Genomic DNA, 18,608 nt, shown 5'->3' on the forward strand with positions numbered 1-18,608 from the left:
AGAGGAGGTGGCCGACGTGGCGTCTGACCTCGACGTTCAGACGGGTCGCCTGCGAAGGGCCGTCGGCGTGGTGGCTGCGTTGGCGCTCGTGCTGGCCTGTAGCGCGGCGATCGGCCATGCGAGCGCGTCGGGCGCACGTGCGGCGGAGACGCCGGCGAAAGAGGCTGCCGCAGCGGGCTTGCAGGCGGGCGAGGCGCTGGCGAGGGAGGCCGCAGAGAGCGCGCACGCCGAGGCGGACGCGGCGGCAGGACCTGCGCACGTGCGGGACCTCACCGGGCGCATGCTGGCCGGAGAGGATGTTCTCACAGGTGAGCTGGCTGCGGCGGGCGAGGCGCCACGCTGGTTCGCAGACGAGCTCTTCCCGCTTGCAGACGAGGAGGACGTGATGGCGTCTGACGGTTGGACGGTGGTGGGATTCTCGATGGGCTGCGGTGCTCAGGAGGCCCTGGAGGACGTGGCTGCGCGCCTGCGAGAACATGGATGGCAGGGGTACGAGAGCGGCGTGGCAGGCGTCGCGACGTTCGAGAAGGAGGAGGGGACGTGTCGGTGGGCGATGGTGTCATGCGCGCAGATGCCTGCGGGGACGAGCGTGGTGGTGCGCGTTCAGCGGGCGGCATGACGGGCGTCGAGCTTCTGACCACGTGGCGCGCGCGGGTGCGAGGCCTGCTCTTCCGCGCGCCTGACCAGGTGGTCTATGTGCTCGTTCCCTGCTGCGACGTGCATACCTTCGGCATGCGGCATGCTCTCGACCTGGCCTTCGTGTCGAGGGAGGGCGTTGTCGTGGAGGTGCGGCGCAACGTGGGGCCGCGTCGGTGGTGCGCGTGCCGGGGCGCCGTGGCGGTGGCGGAGCGGTTCGCGCGTGCGGGACCGTGGCTCGAGGCAGGGGACGTACTTGAGATTGCCGCGCGAAGAGCGCGCGGCGAGGCGGCGGATGACGGAGGGAAGAAGCAGTTGGCGGAAAGGGAGGTTGAGCCATGAAGACGTGCCCGGTATGCAAGACGACGCTGTTCGACGACATGGACGTGTGCTACGGCTGCATGTACCGTTTCGGCAGCAACCCGCAGCTGGAGAGGAAGGCCCAGCTCGACGGGGTGGGAGGCGATCCGGGGAGGCCTGCGGAAGAGCCGAAGGCCGAAAGAGGGGGTGACTTGCGCACGTGGTCGGTGCGGCTCGAGGTGCGAAACCGCTCCGACCCCGGTCAGACGTGGGCGGTTGAGCTCGTCCCTCCCTACGAGCCGGTGCTCGGGGGAGAGGGTGCGCAAGCTGTCCCGCTGCAGGAGGACGCGGTTAGCTGACCATGTCGTCGAAGAGGCTCTGGGCCTGCGTGCTCAGCGCCTCCTCGATGGCGAGGTAGGAGTCGAGGAGCTTGTTCCCCTCCTCGGTGAGCTCGCTGCCGTGCGCGCCGTCGCGGTTGAGCAGCTGGATTCCCAGGGCGGCCTCGGTGTCCTTGATGATGCGCCACGCCTTGCTGTAGGCCATGCCCATGCTCTTGGCTGCGGCATTCAGCGAGCCGCGCTCGCGCACGCCCAGGCACAGGCTGGCTATGCCGCGGCCGAAGGCCGATTCGCTTTCGGAGCCCGGGTTCTTGATGGAGAGCTTGATCCCCATTTCCAGCTTGGTCAGTTGGTCCATGCGCGTTCCTCCGTGTCTATCGCAAACCCGCCGCATGGCGCGGCGGGTGGTCTGCTTCGTCTATTTTCGCATGCTTTCGCGCTCAGCGTCGCAAAAAGTTCTCGGCGGCCGCTTCGATGCTCGCCACGTCGTTGTCGATGGCCTCGGAGAAGCGCGCGGGCATGGAGTCGAGCGACGCAAGCCCGGCGGGCACGTCGTGCTTGCCCGTCTCCTGCGCGATGAGCTCGTTGAGCTCGCAGCCGGTGAGGGCCGCCACGTCTGCGGGGAGCTCCTGCGCGGGGTCGAGGGCGTGCAGGGCGCGGTACACGTTGTTGCCGAACTTGGCCCAGTGCGCTGTGCTCGCGATGAGCACGGGGTTCTCGCCGCGCACGTTCTGGGCCACGGCGTAGGCCACGGCGGTGTGCGGGTCGAGCAGGTAGTCATGCTCGTCGAGCACGCGCTTGATGGTGGCGAGGCACGTGGCGTTGTCGATGGAGTCGGCCACGAACGTCTCGCGCACGCGGGCGAAGGTGTCGGCGTCAACGCGGAAGCAGCGCTTCTCGTTGAGGTCGCGCATCCAACTGGCGATGGCCTGCGCGTCGCGCCCGGTGAGCTCGAACAGCTGGCGCTCGAGGTTCGACGAGACGAGGATGTCCATGGAGGGGGAGGGGGTGAGCACGAACGTCCGGTCGGATATGTCATAGGTGCCCGTGTTGATGAAGTCGGCGAGCACGCGGTTCTCGTTGCTGGCGCACATGAGCGTGTCGATGGGCGTGCCCACCTGCTTGGCGTACCACGCGGCCAGGATGTTGCCGAAGTTGCCCGTGGGAACGCACACGTCGATGGGGCTGCCCGCCTTGACCTTGCCCGCGGCCACCAGCTCGGCGTAGCTTGAGATGTAGTAGACCACCTGGGGGAGCAGGCGCCCCCAGTTGATGGAGTTCGCGCTCGAGAGGGCCACCTTGTGCTCACCGAGCAGCTTGGCGGCGAAGTCCCCGTCGGAGAACACGCGCTTCACACCGGTCTGACAGTCGTCGAAGTTGCCGCGCACGGCCCACACCTGCACGTTTTCGCCGGTGGTGGTGACCATCTGCTTGCGCTGGATGTCGCTCACGCCGCCGTCGGGGAACAGCACGCCGATGCGCACGCCGTCGGCGTCCTTGAAGCCCTCGAGCGCCGCCTTGCCGGTGTCGCCCGAGGTGGCGACGAGGATGCAGAACTCGTGGTCGAGCTCGCCGCGGTCGCGCAAGGCCTGCGCGCTGGCCGAGAAGAACTGCGGCAGGCACTGCAGGGCCATGTCCTTGAACGCGCTCGTGGGGCCGTGCCACAGCTCGAGCACGTGCGTGTTCTCGTCGAGGGAGGTGATGGGGCAGATGTCCTCGGTGTCGAAGTTGTCGCCGTAGGAACGCGCCATGAGCTCGTCGATCTTCTCGTCGGGCAGGTCGATGTTGAACGCCCGGTAGACGGCGGCGGCGCGCTGCGCATAGGGGAGCTTTGCGAGGCTTGCGATCTCGTCAACCGTGAAGGAGGGGAGCTCCTGGGGGACGTAGAGCCCGCCGCCGTCCGCCAGGCCGTCGATGACGGCCTGGGTGAACGGCACGGGCTCATTGCAGCATCCGCGCGTGTCAACATAGCGGTTTTGCCCGAACGCGCGGGCTCGGTCAGTTTTCTGCGTCATGGATTCAACCTTTCGGGGGTGTACATGCGGCTCAGTATACTAGAGCGGGCATGTGTCAGAAGCATTTCGGCACGTGATTCGGCGCGAAAACCACGGGCGGCGAGCAAATGCGCGGCATGCGCTGCCCCGGAATGATAACGCTTGACGTTAATAACGCGAAAGGTTACTATATGATCGTGTCGTTTGCGGACAAGGACACGCGTTGCCTTGCCGAGCTGAAGCGCGTGCGTCGCTTCGAAGGGTTCGAGCGCGTTGCGCTGAGGAAGCTGCGCCAGCTGGAGGTTGCGAACAGCCTGTGGGACCTGAGCGTTCCTCCGGGCAACATGCTCGAGAGGCTCAAGGGAGACAGGGCGGGCCAGTACAGCATCCGCATCAACGACCAGTATCGCATCTGCTTTGCGTGGACTGAGGCGGGGGCGGAAAACGTCGAGATCGTCGACTACCATGCGTGAGGTGATGAACATGGCTGCTTTGCTTGACCCCGTCACTCCCGGGGAGCTTCTCAAAGAAGAGTTTCTGGTTCCTCTGGGCATCAGCCAGTATCGCCTCGCCAAGGAAACGGGCATGCCTGCGCAGAGGGTCGGGCAGATTGTCCTGGGGAGGCGCAGCATTACGGCAGACACCGACCTTCGCCTCTGTCGCTTCTTCGGGCTGTCGGACGGCTATTGGCTTCGCGCGCAGGCGGCCTATGACCTGGAGATGGCTCGTCGCAAGCTGTCCTCAGAGCTTGAGCGCATAGTGCCCTGCTCGCGAGCGGTTTAGCCAAAGAGGGCTGGGTTTGCCAGCATGCGCCGTGCGACGATTGGGCGCGTGTCTGAGCCCGCCCGCCTCTGCTCCTCAGCTCCCGTTCCTATGCTCCTGCGCTCATTCCCATGAAAGTAACCTAAGGCGGACATTTTTCGAAAAAAGTTTTCCAAGGGTTTCTTTTTGAAAAAGTTTGCTTTAGAATACTTGTGTTACATAGAGCTAACTTTGATGGGAATTGAGATGCGAAACGCTATGGCAGTTGAGAACCACGCCTTTGCCCCGGCCGAGCCGAAGGTGCGCATGCAGCAGATGCCGCTGACCTTCCTGAACGAGGGCAGCCGCGCGCGGGTTGTGAAGGTTCGCGGAAAGGGCGACGTGCATCATCACCTCGAGAACCTCGGGTTCGTCGAAGGTGCGGATGTACGTGTTGTTTCCGGGAGCTCCGGCAACCTGATCGTCGAGGTCAAAGGCGCACGCGTCGCGCTTGACAAGTCGGTGGCGTCGAAGATCATCACCTGCTAGCGCGTCTGCGTCAGCGCGTGCTTGCGTTGGCATGTGCTCGCCTCGGCATGCGCTCGTGCCGCGGCCTCGGGCTGCGACCTCGGGCTGCGGCGCTGGCAAGCGCGCCTGGCTTTGGCGCGTGTTCGTATCCTGCGTTCGCAGCTCGCGCCGCGGCCGTTAGGCCGTCGCGCTCGCGTGCGACTCCCCCAAAGAGAGCAGACTCGCTCAGTCGTTTACATGAAAGGAAGGACGATGACACAGCAAGACAAGACCCTGCGCGACGTTGCCGTGGGTGACTCCGCCGTCGTGCGGCGCCTGACGGGCGAGGGAGCTGTCAAGCGCCGCATCATGGACATGGGCATCACCAAGGGCACCGAGGTCTCCGTGCGCAAGGTGGCTCCCCTCGGCGACCCGATCGAGGTCACAGTGCGCGGCTTCGAACTCTCGCTCCGCAAGGATGAGGCGGAGAAGGTGCTGGTGCTCTAGAGAGCAGTCCCTACGGGTATGCGCTGGCGAGGCGCATATTTTTAAGCCTAGCAGTTAGAAATCGTTAACTTTCTGGCCGCCGCTGCGAACGACCGCAGCGCAGAGGACCCTCCGCCCGCGCCCCGCGCCCCGCGCCCGCGCCCCGCGCACGCGCCGCACCACCCGCCGTCCGCAACGCTCGCGCCGTATCGCTCGCACCCCGGCCGCCAGATCGCGTCAACAAAGAAGGAAAGGGAACCATGGGAATCAACATTGCGCTTGCCGGCAACCCCAACTGCGGCAAGACGACCATGTTCAACGACCTCACCGGCGCCAACCAGTACGTTGGCAACTGGCCCGGCGTGACCGTTGAGAAGAAGGAAGGCACGTACAACCGCGACAAGGACGTGACCGTCACCGACCTGCCGGGCGTCTACTCGCTGTCCCCGTACAGCCCCGAGGAGATCGTCACGCGCGACTACCTCATGAGCGGCAACCCCGACGTGGTGATCAACCTCGTCGACGCCACCAACCTCGAGCGCAACCTCTACCTCACCACCCAGATCATCAACCTGGGCCTGCCGGTGGTCGTCGCGCTCAACATGATGGACCTCGTGGAGAAGAACGGCGACAGAATCGACGTGGCCAAGCTCTCCGAGGCGCTCGGCTGCCCCATCGTGGAGACCTCCGCCCTCAAGGGCCGCGGCACCGCCGACGTGGTCAAGGCCGCCGTGGGTGCCGCGAAGAAGGGCGCGCCCGCCGCATCGGCCCTGCGCTTCTCCGACGACGTGGAGGAGGCGCTCGGCAAGATCATCGACATCCTCGGCACGCGCGTGAAGCCCGAAAGCGCGCGCTGGTTCGCCGTCAAGCTGCTCGAAGGCGAGCAGCTCACCATCGACGCGCTCAAGCTTCCCGCGTCTGACCTGGCCAAGGTCGAGGCCGTCCGCACGGCGGTGGAGGACGCCGAGGACGACGACGCCGAGTCCGTCATCACCAACGAGCGTTACGACGCGATCACCGAGGTGTGCGCCGCCTGTGTGAGGAAGTCCGCGAAAGGCATGACCACTACCGAGAAGATCGACCGCGTGGTCACCAACCGCATCCTCGGCATCCCCCTCTTCATCGCGATCATGTTCTGCGTGTACTTCGTGGCCGTCTCAGTTGGCGGCGGCGTGGTGACCGACTGGGCCAACGACGGCCTGTTCGGCGACGGTTGGCTCTACACGAACACCGAGGCCTACGACGAGGCCGTCGGCGCGTGGGAGGAGGAAGTCGCCGCGGCTGAGGAGGCGGGCGCGAGCGAGGCGTCCCTCGAGGCCCTCGCGGAGGAGGAGCCCGATCCGGCCGAGTTTGGCCTGTGGCACCCGGGTCTCACGCCGGTGGTGTCCGATGCGCTTGAGGCCATCGGCTGTGCCGACTGGCTGCAGAGCCTCATCGTCGACGGCATCGTCGCCGGCGTCGGCGCCGTGCTCGGCTTCGTCCCGCAGATGATTCTGCTGTTCCTCATGCTGTCGTTCCTCGAGGCCTGCGGCTACATGGCGCGCGTGGCGTTCGTCATGGACCGCGTGTTCCGCCGCTTCGGATTGTCGGGCAAGTCGTTCATCCCCATGCTCATCGCGAGCGGCTGCGGCGTGCCGGCGGTCATGGCCACCAAGACCATCGAGAGCGAGAAGGACCGCCGCATGACCATCATGACCACCACCATGATCCCCTGCGGCGCGAAGATGCCGATCATCGCGCTCGTGTTCGGCGCGCTCGTGGGCGGCGACTCCGAGGCGACCTGGTGGGTGGCCCCTCTGTTCTACTTCCTCGGCCTGGCTGCCATCATCATCTCCTGCATCATGCTGAAGAAGCTCAAGTGCTTCGCCGGCGAGGTGGCCCCGTTCATCATGGAGCTTCCGCAGTACCACCTCCCCACGGTGAAGAGCGTGGCTCTGGCCACGTGGGAGCGCGTGCGGTCCTACATCGTCAAAGCCGGGACCATCATCTTCCTGTCGACCATCGTCATCTGGTTCCTCATGAACTTCGGCATCTACGAGGGCGCGTTCGGCCTGCTTGACGCCGAGATGGAAGGCTATCTGGACAATTCCCTGATGGCGGGCCTGGGCAGCCTGCTTGCGTGGGTATTCGCGCCCCTGGGCTTCGGCAACTGGGAGTCCGCCGTCACCTCCATCACCGGGCTGGTGGCGAAGGAGAACGTGGTCGCCACGGTGGGCATCCTCACGCAGCTCGGCGAGCTTGGCGAGACCGATCCGGTTCTGTGGGAGGGATTCGCGGCCATGCTCGGCGGGTCGTCCGCCGCGATCATGGCGTTCTGCGCCTTCAACCTGCTGTGCGCGCCGTGCTTCGCCGCCATCGGCACCATCCGCCGCCAGATGATGAGTGCGAAGTGGACCTGGGCGACCATCGGCTATATGTGCGGCTTCGCGTGGTGCGTGGGCCTCATGATCTACCAGTTCGTGGGTCTGGCCACGGGCGAAGTGAGCTTCGGCGTCTTCACGGTGGTCGCCGTCGCGGTCGCCGTTGTCCTGCTGTTCCAGCTGTTCCGCCCGGTGCCGCGATTCGAGGACGAGCCCGCGAAGCGCGACCTCAAAGCCGCGTCCGACGCCGCCTAACGCTGCGAAGGGCGATGCGCCCGCCTCGTCCCGAACAGGGGGAGTTCTTCTCCTGTCATCCTGACCAGGCGAGGCTCTCCCTCCCCGTTCTGACCAGGCGCCCCATCCTGACCAGGCGAAGTTCTCCCTCCCCGTTCTGACCGGGCGCCCCATCCTGACCAGGTGAAGCTCTCCCTTCCCTATCATCCTGAGCGAGCGAAGCGCCCCGCGCCACCCCGAGAGAGTCACCCTCCCTGTGTCATCCTGAGCGAGCGAAGCGAGTCGAAGGATCTGGTCCCGAGCATGGTGCGCCCGCATGCGCAATTCGCTTGCGGCCAGATCCTTCGACTCCGCGCCCTGCGGGCGCTCCGCTCAGGATGACATGGGGGGATGCTCAGCAGGGCCTCCGCTCGGGATGACACGGGAGGATGGCGCAGCGGGGCGCCCTGCTCGGGATGACACGGGGGGCGCGCCTCGTCGGGCGGATGTCGTGAGATGCTTTGGTGGGCGGAACCTGCGGGATGCTCGCAGGTCGGGCGCGGCGCAAAGCGTTTCGCGCCTTGAGTGATGCTGCGCGGGTGGGACGTTCGCGTGAGGACGAGCCTGGATGCGCCCGCAAAGCGTTTCGCATGAAGTTGCGTGAAAGGACCTGTCATGAAAGAGCTTGTCTTGACGCCGGGAACCGTCGCCCTGCTGGCGGTCGTGGCCGCGTGGGCGGTGTGGGCCGTTCGCCGCATCACGCGCCGCGGCCTGTGCGACTGCGGCGACCACTGCGGCGACGCCGGCGTGTGCGCCTCGGGCTGCTCGGGCTGCTCGCGCGGGGGCTGCGGAGCGGCCGAGAAGATGGTCGCCGACATGGGCCGCTCTCTCGAGGATCCGAAGGAGTAGGGGGCACCCCTCGGCGCGTGCGCCTCGCGGCTGCGATTGCTGCCGACTCTCAGCTCATGCGCCTCGGCCTGCGCATCTCGGGCTTCTCATGCGGCTGCGCATCTCGGCCTGCGCCCCCTCGGCCTGCTCGTGCGGGGGGCGCTCCTCGGCCTGCGCCCCCTCGGCCTGCTCGTGCGGTGCGTGCGCTCCTCGGCCTGCTCGTGCGGCTGCGCGCGCAAGCCGACCCTCGGCCTGCGCGCCTCGGCTTCCCGCAGCCTGCCTCCGCGCCTCCGCGCGGCAATTATTCGCAATGCTGCGTTTGGCGAGCTTGGCGCGATCGGCTACGCGCTTGCCCGCTTGACAAAATCCGCAACAGCTCGTGCGACAGCTTCGGGGGACTCTCTCATGCCGCGTTCTTGCCAATCATGCATGATGCCGGCGCATCCTTCGACAATTGCCAACAGGGCAAATCGCTCTGCGCTTTCTTGCTCGGTGGGGTTCTCGGGAAAGGACTCGAAGTTAGGGTAATCGGAAGTCAGGTACAGGAGCTTGCGGGCAAAGCTGTAGCGAAGATACCTATCGCGTGCCAGGGTTACCAGGTAGTCCTTGTAGTCCAACGACAAGCGGCAATTGCGCAACATGAGCTCGTAAATGTCGCCCTTGCAGGCTTCGCTGTCTGCTATCAGCGCATCGATTATCTCGTTTTCGATTTCTGCCAAAACGTCTTCGGGGACATCGTAGTGAGCATAGAACGTGCTTCGTCCTATGCCGCAATTGCGGCATAGCTCGGAGACGGTAATCGAGTGCACGGCCTTTGTCTTCACCATATCCAGGAGGGTTTCCCTGATAAGCAATCGCGTAATGCGAGACCGGCCGTCTTCTCTTCTTGCGTGGTTCTTGCTCATTGCGCTTTACCTTCCTGCCGAAGCGACAACTTTCAACATGTCTGCGAGTACGATGACACTCTTCTCGAATATGTAGTGTAACTCCCAACTGAAGGAAAGCATGTAGTGGAAAGCCGAACAGGGAACTAATTATATTACATCTTGTCCAGAAACAAGAGTGAAGGAGGGCTCAAGTGGACAAGGAGAAGAAGCGCAGCTTGACTCGGCGTGGCTTTCTGAAGAGCACGGCCGCCGTTGCCGCCGGGATATCGGTTGCCTCTGTTGCAGGCGGAACGCTGGCTTTGGCCGAGGGCAATGCGGACGGTCAGTCGGAGGCCGGTGGCGAGCAGATCTTCCGGGGCGTGTGCCGCCCCAACTGCTTCGGCTTTTGCCACCTCAACGTTCATGTGCGCGACGGCAACATCGTGAAGACGTCGCGCGCCCCCTACGACAACCCCGCCTATTCGAGAATCTGCCAGCGCGGCCTTTCGCATGTGCAGCGCATCTACAACGATCAGCGCGTCAAATACCCCATGCGCCGCGTTGAGGGCACTGCGCGAGGCGAGGGCCAATGGGAGCGCATCTCCTGGGATGAGGCCATAGGGGAAATCGTCTCCAAAATGCAAGAGTACATGGGGCAGTACGGCTCGACGGCCGTGGCAATCGAGCAGGGGTCTACCCAAGGCTGCGCGTCTCCGATGATCTACACGCGTCTCACCCAGGCTCTGAATCTGTCCTTCGTCGTACCGAGCTACGATGCGGCATCTGCTTACGCCATGTCGAGAACGACGGGAACCGTGCAGGGCTGGTATGCCAACGAGCGCACTGATCTGGTTAACTCCAAGACCATTGTCGCCTGGGGTGCCAATGTGACGGATGCTCAGGTTCAGCAGTGGCATTTCATTAAAGAGGCCATGGCGAACGGCGTAAAGCTCGTGGTTGTCGATCCCACGTTTACCCAGCTGGCGTCTAAGGCCGATAAGTGGATTTCCACGCGCCCTGGCACCGATCCTGCCGTTTACCTTGGCGTTATGAACCAGATTTTCGAGCGCGACGCGGTTGACGTCGAATTCGTGGGCCAGCATACGGTCGGTCCGTTTTTGGTTCGAGAAGATACGGGGAAATTCCTTCGCTGGTCCGAGGTGAACGAAGAGGCCGCTGCCGCTAAGGCCGCGCAAGAGGCCGCCGCGCAGCAGGCGGCCCTCCAGGCCATGCAGGCTGCGGCGGGCCAGGGCGAGATCATCGCGGGAATGGCCTATCAGAGCACACTTGAGGCCATGGCCTATGACGATCAGCCCGTGGTCATGGAAAAGGGCGCGCTGATGCCGGCCAACCAGAGCAGCGCCCCGGATCTCTACGGAGCAACGCAGGCCGCCGGCACGAAGTGCACTTCTGCGCTCACGCTTCTCAGGGACAGCGTCGCAGGCATGACGCCCGAGAAGGTCGCAGAGATCGCGGACATTCCCGTGGAAACGTTCTTGGAGCTTACCGACATTTGCCTGGACGGGCCGGTGACCCACTATGTTGGCTACGGCGCTCAAGCATTCGTCAACGGCGTTCAGAGCACTCATGCGGGAATCACCATGAGCGCGCTCACGGGTAATCTTGGTAAGCCCGGCGCTTCGTTCGGGGCGTTCTGGACCTTGGCCAACGTGGCTGACATGGCATTTGCCGTTGGCGCCGGCATCGGCACGGCACCTATGATCGTCGATGTGTATCTCCCCGAGGTTGTTGCATCAGGGAAATACCTTGGCGAAGACCGTCCCATCAAGATGCTCTTTATTGCCACGGGCAACCCGCTCAACTGCTCTACTGATACCAATTTGCTGAAAAAGACTTTCGACGCCATCGATTACATCGTGGTTGCCGATCCCATGATGACCGATACGACCAATTACGCTGACTTGGTGCTGCCGGTATGCCAATGGTTCGAGACCGAGGAGATAACCCAAATCGGCGAGAACGTCACCATCTCATTCAATGAGAAGGCGATCGATCCATTGTATGAATCAAAGTCGGATGTCGAGATCGTAAAGCTTATCGCCGATCGATTCGGATTAGGGGATTACTTCCCAGCCGATGCCAGCGAAGCTCTGAAAATGCAGTTCGGAGAAAACAACGAGAAGGCGAAGGCGCTGGGCGCTACCTATGACGAACTGAAAGAGAAGAAGGAGGTGCGCTGGGAGCCCGATGACGTGTACATCGCCTTCAAGGACGGCCAGTTCCTCACTCCTCACGGTCGCCTTGAGTTCTACGTGGAGGATCCGCAGGTTCGCTTCCCGACGCAGCTTACGCCAACTGAGGAAGACATTGCCTTGGAGCATCTTCCCCATTGGTTCCCGCCCCTGCACGCCTGGCACGAGAACGAAGAGCATGCGAAGTACCCGCTTGTCTGCATGAGCGAGCGCGCCCGCTTCCGCGTTCATTCCCAGTGGCATAGCGTGCCCGCGCTGAACGAACTTGATCCGGAGCCGATCGTTCGCATCAATCCCGCCGATGCCCAAGAACGCGGCATTGAAGACCGCACCTATGTGGAGTGCTACAACGACCTCGGTCATGTGGTGGCCAGAGCCCATTATTCAGACGCCATCCGCCCTGGAACCTTGGTGTATCCGAAGGGATGGCATGCCAGTCAGTTCAAGGCTGGGAACTGGTCGGAGATCATCCCCAACGACTTTGATGTGTTCGGTGCAGCAACGAGCTTCATGGACACGGTGTGCGAGATTCGCCCGTGGGACGAAGGGAGTGAGAAGTAATGGCCCATTACGGATACGTGATTGACAGCAAGAACTGCATCGGCTGCCATGCGTGCGCGGTAGCATGCAAGATCGAGAACAATCTGCCGAATAACAATTGGTGGAACCGCATTTTCACCATCGGCGGGGACAATCCCAACACCCCGGCCGGAACCTTCGGCGAGAACCTGACCATGGGCAACATGCCCGTCATGTGTCAGCACTGCGAGAACCCGGCCTGCATTCGCGTCTGCCCCGTCGGCGCCACCTACAAGGACGCGGAGACCGGCGCGGTGCGCCAGGATTACGACAAGTGCATCGGCTGCCGTATGTGCATGGCCGCCTGCCCCTTCACCGGCGTGCGCTCCTTCAACTGGGACGAGCCGAAGTACGCCGTCGACTTCCCGGTTGGCGACCCGGAGGTGCCGGCCCATCAGAAGCACACGGTGGAGAAGTGCACCATGTGCTGGCACCGGCTCGCAAAAGGGGAGCAGCCCGCCTGCATCGAGGTCTGCCCTGCGCGAATTCGCTACTTCGGCGACTTCGACGACCCTGATTCGGAAGTGAGCCGGCTCATTGCGAAGCGCAGCTACCATCAGCTTTTGCCCGAAGAAGGCACGAGGCCTTCGGTCTACTATCTCGATTAGGCGTCAGGGAAAGCATCGCACTGACTATTCATGCAATTGGGCGCTGCGCTCGTCTGGGAGCGAGCTCGCTGCTTGCAACGTGCAGCGCCCTTTGACCTTGAGGGGAAACACATGTCTAACATCTCAACTACTCTGGAATCAGGTAAGCCAAGGGACGTGAGTTCCGGGAACAGCAAAGCGGGCGGCCGCGGGCTGACCATCGCCATCGCCGTGTCGGCGGTGCTTGTGGCGGCGGGCCTGGCCCTGTGGGCGATGCAGCTCTCGGGCGGCATGGTCCAGACCGGCATGCGCAACCTGGACTCGTGGGGCCTCTACATCACGTGCTTCATGTTCCTCGTGGGGCTTTCCGCCGGCGGCCTCATCATAAGCTCGGTGCCCAAGGCGTTTGGCATCCAGGGCTTCGGCGGCATCTCCAAGGTGGCCGTCATGACCTCGATAGCCGCCACGGTGGCCGCCATCGGCTTCGTCGTGGTGGACATGGGCCAGCCCTTCCGCGTGTGGGAGCTGTTCGTGTACTCCAACCTGGGAAGCCCGCTCATGTGGGACATCGTGGTGATCGGCACCTACCTTATCCTGTCATGCGCGTACCTGTGGGCGCAGCTCCAGGCCGAGAAGGGCAAGGTGTCGCACACGGCCCTGCGCGTCATCAGCGTGATCGCGCTGGTGTGCGCGGTGCTGGTGCACTCGGTGACCGCCTGGATCTTCGGGCTGCAGCAGGGCCGCGAGATGTGGCACACCGCGCTTCTGGCCCCGTGGTTCGTGAGCTCCGCGCTCGTGTGCGGCACTGCGCTCGTGATGGTGGTGATCATGGCCCTGCGCAAGGTCGGCTACCTCTCGCTCGACCAGTCCCACATGGTGAGGCTCGCGAAGCTCTTGGGCGCCTTCGTGGTGGTGGACCTCTACTTCTTCGGCTGCGACCTTCTGACTGAGGTCTTCCCCGGGGGCTCGGGCGCCGAGGTGGTGTCCATGCTCGTGGCGGGTCCCTTGGCCCCGTACTTCTGGGTCGAGGTCATCGGCTGCGCCGCCTGCGCCGTCATCTGCTTTGTCCCCTCGCTGCGCACGAACGCGCTGCTGGCCGTCGGCGCGCTGCTGGCCATCGCGGGCATCTTCTGCAAGCGCGTGCAGCTGCTGGTGGGCGGCTTCCAGATCGCCAACCTCGATTACCCGACCGTCCTGACCCCCATGCAGCACACCTCCTGGGATGCGGGGCTCTCGGGCATCTACGGGCAGCTTGTCTACTGGCCCACGCCCTTGGAGTTCGGCGTGATGCTGGGCGTGGTCGCCCTGGGCGTGCTGGTGTTCCTGCTGGGCGTCAAGTTCCTGCCGCTCAAGCCCGCTGAGGACTCTTCTTCGAAGTAGCTCTCTTCGCGCAGGGCCCGCGCCTCCCCCCCGGCGCGGGCCCTTCTGTAACGGAAGGGAACATGCCATGAAAAAACCTCTGCTTGCCCTTGCGGTCATTGCCATGGTCCTCGCCGGCGTGGCGGCGGCTGGGTTCGCGGCGGAGCCGACGTCGGGCATCCTGCCCATCACGGCCGACTCTGCCTGCCCTGCAGCAGGCTGCGCCAGCGGCCAGTGCCACGGGTTCGCGGACGTGCCCGAGCCCGACGGCGTCCATGAGATGGTGTGCCCCGAGGCGGGATGCGCATCCGTGGAGTGTCACGCATGGGACTCGCTCACCGGGCGCTACCACCAAGCGTCGGACATGTCGCTGAACTTGTGGATTCTCATGCCCGTGGCGCTGGTGCTGGGCCTGTGGCTGCTGACGCGCGTCCTGCCGAAAGGAGGCCGTCATGAGGAAGCCTAAGATGATCTTCGACATCGCCATGCTGGCGGTGTACCTGGTGGCGGCCAACCCGGCCGTCACGGGCATCCCGCTCCACGAGTACCTGGGCCTCGGCGCCTTCCTGGCCATGGTTCTCCACATTACGCTCAGCGCGGGCGGCTTGACCGGCCGCGGCCACGGGGGGCGTTTGGCGCTGAACGCCGTGCTGCTGGTGTCGTTGGCGGTGTGCGCGGTGTCGGGCGTCATGGTGTCGGGCACCGTGCTCCCGGCGCTCGGCCTGTACGAGACGGGGTACTTCTTCTGGGATCCCCTGCACGCCCTGTCCGCCAAGGTGCTGCTGGCGGCTCTGCTGGTTCACCTGGTGCTGCGCAGCCCGGTGGCATGGGCCTGGATTCGCCGCCAGCGTGCCAGGGCATCTGCCGCCGAGGGGGCGATCGCCCGCGAGGATGCGACAGCTGAGAGGGCCTAGCGGCATCTTGCCGTACTATGCTGTCGAAAGCTCAACTGACGAGGAGGCTTTGGTGACTATTTCCGCAGACACGTGGCAGGCGCGCGCGGCGATGTGCGAGCTCTTGGCGCTCTCGCTGCGCTACCCGAAGGACGCGGTGCTTTCCGAGAAGGTGGCGTCGGGCGAGTGGCATGACGCGGCCGACGAGATCGCCGGGGCGCTCGCGCTCGCGTGGTCAGCCGACGAGACGGCCGCGGCGGATGGGGGCGCGGCGGCTCCGTCCGATCCGACCGAGCTGCAGCGCGCTCTGCGCGTCGAGGCGACGCGCCTGTTCGTGGGCTCGCCGGAGCCGGCGTGCTCGCCGTTCGAGGGCGTGTGGCGCGCGGCCGACGATGGGGTGCAGGCGCTTCTGTTCGTGAATCCGCATTCCATGGCGGTCGAGCGTTTCTGCAAGGCCTGCGGCTTAGGGCGTCCTGAGGGCACTAACGAGCCGCTTGACGCGGTGGCGACCGAGCTTGAGCTGCTGGAGTACCTGGCTCTGCGCGCGGCGGTGGATGTCGCCGAGGCCGAGGGCGACGCTCTTGGCGAGCCCGAAGATGCCGTCGAGGCCGAGGGCGACGCCGGTGACGTGGTGGCTTCGGCCGACCTGCCTGGCGGTAGCCCGGAGGCGGCGTGGGACCAGTTCATGGCTGACCACGCGAAGGCCTGGATGCCCCGCTTCGCCGAAGCCTTGCAGAAGGAGTCCCGCATCCCGTTCTACCGCCAGGTTGCCCGTCTGCTGGGAGCCTTCATCGGGTAGCCGCGCGCATTGCGGCTGCGGCGCTGCGTCCCTGCGGCCCCGCTGCGGCGCCGGCCTCGCCTCTTGTGTTACCATGGACCCATGCTATGCGAAGGAGGGTGCCATGGAGAAGATGTCCATGTCGCATGAGGACTACCTTGAGGCGATGGTCATGCTGGGGGCTACCACCGAGGCCTCGGTGCGCTCGGTTGACGTCGCCTCCAAGATGGGCGTCTCGAAGGCGTCGGTGAACAAGGCGATGTCTATCTTGAAGGAGAAGGGCCTCGCCGAGCAGCCCTATTACGGCGACATCACGCTCACCGAGGCGGGCTACGCCTACGGGTCGTCGGTGCTCGAGCGCCATGAGGCCCTGTCGCGCTTCCTCAACAAGGCGCTCGGCATCCCCGCCGACGTGGCCGAGCGGGAGGCGTGCCTGATGGAGCACGCCATCAGCGACGAGTCGTTCGAGAAGTGGCTCGCCTTCATCAAGGGACTTGATCTGGAGTAGGGGAGAGCGCGGGCGCTGCGCGATGGCGGCCCCCAGGGCCGCGACCGCCGCGCGGACGCGCGCAGGGCCGCACCCCGCTGCCCCTCCCCGCGACCGCCGCAACGCCGTGCGGACGCGCCGGTAACGAAAGCCGATCAATTAGTTATGGAAGGGCTCTGCGGAGCCCTTCATCTGTGGTATTCTGAATGAGCTCATCGCATGAACACACTACTGAAACGAACTCGGTGCATAAGGGGCGCATTTCCTTTGGAAAGACAATCCCATATCGTGTCCTTTGACGAAGCTCGCCGCTCGACGCGCGGCGGCCGCGCTGCGTCCGGCGGGCCTTCGGGCGCGCGGGGAAGCGGCCTGCGCGCAGGCCGCGCGACGTCCGCGGAGACGCGCGGAGGCGGCCGCGGTGACGCGTACGCGCCGCGGGGAAGCACAGGCAGCACGCGGAGTCCCCTGCGTGCGGAGGCGCGTGGCGACAGCCGCGGGCGGATGAGCCGCTTTGCGCACAGCGAGGTGCGCGCCGCGCGGTCGCACCCCTCCTTCGACGCCGCTGGCCAGGCCCAGGAGTCCGAGGAGCGCGCCCGCGAGGCAGCGCGCCCGTCGTCGCTTCGCGAGCGCGTGTCCGCGAAAGTGGGCGCCGTGAAGCGCTCCCGCGCGAAGGGCCGCGCCGAGCGGCGCTTCTCGCAGCAGTACGGCGGCGCCGACCGGGGCGCGGGCGCCGAGACTTCAGCCGGCCCGCGCGCGGCGGTGTACAAAGGCGAGATGGGAGCCAATCACCGACGCGCCGCGCGCATGCAGGACGACGCGGCGGCGCAGGGCCGCTCTGCGCGCTCGACGTCCGCCAAGAAGCCGCGCCGGCTTTCGCCGGCCCTCGCCGTGAGCGCGGCGGTGGCGGCGTGCCTGCTGCTCGGCGGCGTGTTCCTCTACACCCCGGCGCAGCAGTTCTACCAGGAGGTGCGCGAGCGTGATCGCCTGCAGGCCGAGTACGCCGTGCTCCAGCAGCGCAACGACGCCATCCAGAACGAGGTGGACGCGCTGTCGAGTGGCGCGGGCGTCGAGGATCGCGCGCGCGCCGAGTTCGGCTGGGTCAAGAAGGGCGAGACCGCCGGCAGCGTGGGCGGCCTCGACGTGCAGAAGGACTCGAGCTTCCGCGCCAACATCGCCCCGGGCAGCGTGGAGGCCCCCGAGACGTGGTACTCGTTCCTCGATCCCGTGTTCGGGGTCAAGTAGCCCGGGCTCGCTGACGCCAGCTCGGAATCATTGCGGCGCGGCGGCTTCGCGGGCATCCTGCGAAGCCGCCGCGCTTTTGACAGCAAGGGAGGTTGCCCATGGACGTGCAGGGTGCGCAGCGGTTCGCCGCCATCGACATCGGGACGGTGACGTGCCGCATGCTGGTGGCCGACGTAGCCGGCGGGCGCGTGGTCCCGCTGGCGAAGGAGTACGCGATCACGAACCTGGGCGAGGGCGTCGACGCCTCGGGCGAGCTCAAAGCTGAGGCCATGGAGCGCGTGGCGCGCACCATCGACCGCTACTGCGACGTGCGCGACGCGCTCAGCACGCCGGAGCATCCCGTGCTCAAGACGGTGTGCGTGGCCACGTCGGCCGCGCGCGACGCGCGCAACGCGTCCGAGTTCGCGCGCATGCTGGCCGACCGCGGCCTCGAGCTGGCGGTGATCCCCGGCGAGCAGGAGGCGGCGCTGTCGTTCGCGGGCGCGTCGGCGGAGTTTCCCGGCGAGCGCATCCTCGTGGTCGACGTGGGCGGCGGCTCGACCGAGCTCATCGTGGGGCTTGCGGGCGGCGTGCCGCAGAAGGCGCATTCGTTCGACATCGGATGCCGTCGCGTGACCGAGCGCTTCCTGGCGAGCGACCCGCCCGCGGCCTTAGAGCTCTCGGCGGCGCGTGCGTGGTGCGCCGAGCAGTTCGCCGCCTACTTCGAGGAGCTGCCGGAAGGCGCGCGCCCGGACCGCATGGTCGCCGTGGCGGGGACGGCGACCACGGCGGTGAGCATCCGCGAGGGCATGGAGACGTACGACTCCGACCGCGTGCACGGGGCCCGGGTGTCGCTCGAGGAGCTCGAGGGCATCACGCGGCGCCTGGCGGCGCTGCCGCTCGAGGAGCGCGCGCAGGTGGTGGGCCTCGACCCCGGGCGCGCGCCGGTCATCACGGCGGGCCTGCTCATCCTGGAGGAGGTCATGCGCGCCGCCGGGGTCGGCGCCTTCACCGCGAGCGAGTCCGACATCCTGCAGGGCATGCTCCTACGGGCCGCTCAGGGCTGACGCCGCGCGGGGCTGGCGGGCGCAAGGCTGACGGGCGCAGGGCTGACGGGGCGTCCCCCTCCCGAGGCATCCCGGGCCGCCGGGCGGGCCGTTTC

General features: G+C 65.6%; 21 protein-coding genes. 18 read left to right on the plus strand and 3 right to left on the minus strand.

Going from position 1 to position 18,608, the window contains the following annotated elements; all coding sequences use genetic code 11:
- Positions 1-16: 16 nt before the first annotated feature.
- From G7Y50_RS06555 to G7Y50_RS06565, 3 genes are read left to right on the plus strand one after another with little or no spacing between them, the layout of a single operon-like run.
- Positions 17-619: a hypothetical protein gene (locus G7Y50_RS06555; protein WP_165056994.1), complete on the plus strand. Its 603-nt coding sequence runs from the start codon at positions 17-19 to the stop codon at positions 617-619.
- Positions 616-978: a DUF192 domain-containing protein gene (locus G7Y50_RS06560; protein ID WP_165055426.1), complete on the plus strand. Its 363-nt coding sequence runs from the start codon at positions 616-618 to the stop codon at positions 976-978. The genes G7Y50_RS06555 and G7Y50_RS06560 overlap by 4 nt, the downstream gene beginning before the upstream one ends.
- Positions 975-1,295 (plus strand): hypothetical protein, encoded by a 321-nt coding sequence (locus G7Y50_RS06565; RefSeq protein ID WP_165055429.1) that lies wholly within the window; start codon positions 975-977, stop codon positions 1,293-1,295. Before G7Y50_RS06560 ends, G7Y50_RS06565 begins: the two co-directional genes overlap by 4 nt.
- Here the strand turns inward: G7Y50_RS06565 and G7Y50_RS06570 are convergent.
- Positions 1,288-1,632 (minus strand): winged helix-turn-helix domain-containing protein, encoded by a 345-nt coding sequence (locus G7Y50_RS06570; protein ID WP_165055432.1) that lies wholly within the window; start codon positions 1,630-1,632, stop codon positions 1,288-1,290. The genes G7Y50_RS06565 and G7Y50_RS06570 overlap by 8 nt on opposite strands.
- Before the next feature lie 82 nt (positions 1,633-1,714).
- Positions 1,715-3,289 carry a threonine synthase gene (gene thrC / locus G7Y50_RS06575; protein ID WP_165055435.1) on the minus strand — a complete coding sequence of 525 codons (1,575 nt, stop codon included), beginning with the start codon at positions 3,287-3,289 and terminating at the stop codon, positions 1,715-1,717.
- Positions 3,290-3,459: 170 nt separating this feature from the next.
- Between thrC and G7Y50_RS06580 the strand changes: the two genes are divergently transcribed.
- The 6 genes from G7Y50_RS06580 (at position 3,460) to G7Y50_RS06605 (ending at position 8,484) form a co-directional block, all read left to right on the plus strand.
- Positions 3,460-3,741, plus strand: a complete 282-nt coding sequence (locus tag G7Y50_RS06580) for a type II toxin-antitoxin system RelE/ParE family toxin (protein WP_165055574.1) — start codon at positions 3,460-3,462, stop codon at positions 3,739-3,741.
- A gap of 10 nt (positions 3,742-3,751) precedes the next feature.
- The gene (locus G7Y50_RS06585; RefSeq protein WP_165055571.1) at positions 3,752-4,051 is read left to right on the plus strand and encodes a HigA family addiction module antitoxin; all 300 of its coding nucleotides are present in this window, start codon (positions 3,752-3,754) and stop codon (positions 4,049-4,051) included.
- Between the two features lie 237 nt (positions 4,052-4,288).
- Complete coding sequence (locus G7Y50_RS06590; RefSeq protein ID WP_241156521.1) at positions 4,289-4,558, plus strand: FeoA family protein; 270 nt, start codon at positions 4,289-4,291, stop codon at positions 4,556-4,558.
- Positions 4,559-4,789: 231 nt separating this feature from the next.
- The gene (locus tag G7Y50_RS06595) at positions 4,790-5,023 is read left to right on the plus strand and encodes a FeoA family protein (RefSeq protein WP_165055437.1); all 234 of its coding nucleotides are present in this window, start codon (positions 4,790-4,792) and stop codon (positions 5,021-5,023) included.
- A gap of 239 nt (positions 5,024-5,262) precedes the next feature.
- On the plus strand, positions 5,263-7,617 hold the full coding sequence (locus G7Y50_RS06600) for a ferrous iron transporter B (RefSeq protein ID WP_165055439.1): 2,355 nt from the start codon (positions 5,263-5,265) through the stop codon (positions 7,615-7,617).
- Between the two features lie 633 nt (positions 7,618-8,250).
- Positions 8,251-8,484: a hypothetical protein gene (locus G7Y50_RS06605; RefSeq protein ID WP_165055441.1), complete on the plus strand. Its 234-nt coding sequence runs from the start codon at positions 8,251-8,253 to the stop codon at positions 8,482-8,484.
- A 320-nt stretch (positions 8,485-8,804) separates the two neighbouring features.
- Here G7Y50_RS06605 and G7Y50_RS06610 read toward each other — a convergent pair whose 3' ends face one another.
- A complete protein-coding gene (locus G7Y50_RS06610) occupies positions 8,805-9,368 on the minus strand; it encodes a TetR/AcrR family transcriptional regulator (RefSeq protein WP_165055444.1) in 564 nt (187 codons plus the stop codon).
- 173 nt (positions 9,369-9,541) lie between these two features.
- On the opposite strand from G7Y50_RS06610, the gene G7Y50_RS06615 reads away from it, so the two are divergent.
- The 9 genes from G7Y50_RS06615 (at position 9,542) to G7Y50_RS06655 (ending at position 18,513) form a co-directional block, all read left to right on the plus strand.
- Positions 9,542-12,103, plus strand: coding sequence for a molybdopterin-dependent oxidoreductase (locus G7Y50_RS06615; protein WP_165055448.1), 2,562 nt, complete (start codon positions 9,542-9,544; stop codon positions 12,101-12,103).
- Positions 12,103-12,729 (plus strand): 4Fe-4S dicluster domain-containing protein, encoded by a 627-nt coding sequence (locus G7Y50_RS06620; protein ID WP_165055451.1) that lies wholly within the window; start codon positions 12,103-12,105, stop codon positions 12,727-12,729. Before G7Y50_RS06615 ends, G7Y50_RS06620 begins: the two co-directional genes overlap by 1 nt.
- 111 nt (positions 12,730-12,840) lie before the next feature.
- Positions 12,841-14,088 (plus strand): NrfD/PsrC family molybdoenzyme membrane anchor subunit, encoded by a 1,248-nt coding sequence (gene nrfD / locus G7Y50_RS06625; RefSeq protein ID WP_165055463.1) that lies wholly within the window; start codon positions 12,841-12,843, stop codon positions 14,086-14,088.
- Between the two features lie 67 nt (positions 14,089-14,155).
- Entirely contained in the window at positions 14,156-14,533 is a 378-nt protein-coding gene (locus G7Y50_RS06630) for a hypothetical protein (protein WP_165055465.1), read from the plus strand.
- Positions 14,520-14,981: a DUF4405 domain-containing protein gene (locus G7Y50_RS06635; RefSeq protein WP_165055467.1), complete on the plus strand. Its 462-nt coding sequence runs from the start codon at positions 14,520-14,522 to the stop codon at positions 14,979-14,981. Before G7Y50_RS06630 ends, G7Y50_RS06635 begins: the two co-directional genes overlap by 14 nt.
- A 52-nt stretch (positions 14,982-15,033) precedes the next feature.
- Positions 15,034-15,759, plus strand: coding sequence for a molecular chaperone (locus G7Y50_RS06640; protein ID WP_241156522.1), 726 nt, complete (start codon positions 15,034-15,036; stop codon positions 15,757-15,759).
- Between the two features lie 103 nt (positions 15,760-15,862).
- Entirely contained in the window at positions 15,863-16,246 is a 384-nt protein-coding gene (locus G7Y50_RS06645; protein WP_165055469.1) for a metal-dependent transcriptional regulator, read from the plus strand.
- A 480-nt stretch (positions 16,247-16,726) separates the two neighbouring features.
- A complete protein-coding gene (locus G7Y50_RS06650) occupies positions 16,727-17,467 on the plus strand; it encodes a septum formation initiator family protein (protein ID WP_165055471.1) in 741 nt (246 codons plus the stop codon).
- 98 nt (positions 17,468-17,565) lie between these two features.
- Entirely contained in the window at positions 17,566-18,513 is a 948-nt protein-coding gene (locus G7Y50_RS06655) for a Ppx/GppA phosphatase family protein (protein WP_165055473.1), read from the plus strand.
- Positions 18,514-18,608: the final 95 nt, after the last annotated feature.

Source organism: Adlercreutzia sp. ZJ176 (assembly GCF_011038975.1).
Taxonomy (GTDB): Bacteria; Actinomycetota; Coriobacteriia; order Coriobacteriales; family Eggerthellaceae; genus CAAEEV01.

Excerpts from the sequence above, each read along its gene's own strand:
- G7Y50_RS06650 (WP_165055471.1), top strand. The coding sequence starts at position 16,727 with ATGAGCCGCTTTGCGCACAGCGAGGTGCGCGCCGCGCGGTCGCACCCC.
- G7Y50_RS06580 (WP_165055574.1), top strand. The coding sequence starts at position 3,460 with ATGATCGTGTCGTTTGCGGACAAGGACACGCGTTGCCTTGCCGAGCTG.
- G7Y50_RS06595 (WP_165055437.1), top strand. The coding sequence starts at position 4,790 with ATGACACAGCAAGACAAGACCCTGCGCGACGTTGCCGTGGGTGACTCC.
- G7Y50_RS06610 (WP_165055444.1), bottom strand. The coding sequence starts at position 9,368 with ATGAGCAAGAACCACGCAAGAAGAGAAGACGGCCGGTCTCGCATTACG.
- G7Y50_RS06655 (WP_165055473.1), top strand. The coding sequence starts at position 17,566 with ATGGACGTGCAGGGTGCGCAGCGGTTCGCCGCCATCGACATCGGGACG.
- G7Y50_RS06590 (WP_241156521.1), top strand. The coding sequence starts at position 4,289 with ATGGCAGTTGAGAACCACGCCTTTGCCCCGGCCGAGCCGAAGGTGCGC.
- G7Y50_RS06585 (WP_165055571.1), top strand. The coding sequence starts at position 3,752 with ATGGCTGCTTTGCTTGACCCCGTCACTCCCGGGGAGCTTCTCAAAGAA.
- G7Y50_RS06620 (WP_165055451.1), top strand. The coding sequence starts at position 12,103 with ATGGCCCATTACGGATACGTGATTGACAGCAAGAACTGCATCGGCTGC.
- G7Y50_RS06630 (WP_165055465.1), top strand. The coding sequence starts at position 14,156 with ATGAAAAAACCTCTGCTTGCCCTTGCGGTCATTGCCATGGTCCTCGCC.
- G7Y50_RS06570 (WP_165055432.1), bottom strand. The coding sequence starts at position 1,632 with ATGGACCAACTGACCAAGCTGGAAATGGGGATCAAGCTCTCCATCAAG.
- G7Y50_RS06560 (WP_165055426.1), top strand. The coding sequence starts at position 616 with ATGACGGGCGTCGAGCTTCTGACCACGTGGCGCGCGCGGGTGCGAGGC.
- G7Y50_RS06565 (WP_165055429.1), top strand. The coding sequence starts at position 975 with ATGAAGACGTGCCCGGTATGCAAGACGACGCTGTTCGACGACATGGAC.
- G7Y50_RS06600 (WP_165055439.1), top strand. The coding sequence starts at position 5,263 with ATGGGAATCAACATTGCGCTTGCCGGCAACCCCAACTGCGGCAAGACG.
- G7Y50_RS06605 (WP_165055441.1), top strand. The coding sequence starts at position 8,251 with ATGAAAGAGCTTGTCTTGACGCCGGGAACCGTCGCCCTGCTGGCGGTC.
- thrC (WP_165055435.1), bottom strand. The coding sequence starts at position 3,289 with ATGACGCAGAAAACTGACCGAGCCCGCGCGTTCGGGCAAAACCGCTAT.
- G7Y50_RS06645 (WP_165055469.1), top strand. The coding sequence starts at position 15,863 with ATGGAGAAGATGTCCATGTCGCATGAGGACTACCTTGAGGCGATGGTC.
- G7Y50_RS06635 (WP_165055467.1), top strand. The coding sequence starts at position 14,520 with ATGAGGAAGCCTAAGATGATCTTCGACATCGCCATGCTGGCGGTGTAC.
- nrfD (WP_165055463.1), top strand. The coding sequence starts at position 12,841 with ATGTCTAACATCTCAACTACTCTGGAATCAGGTAAGCCAAGGGACGTG.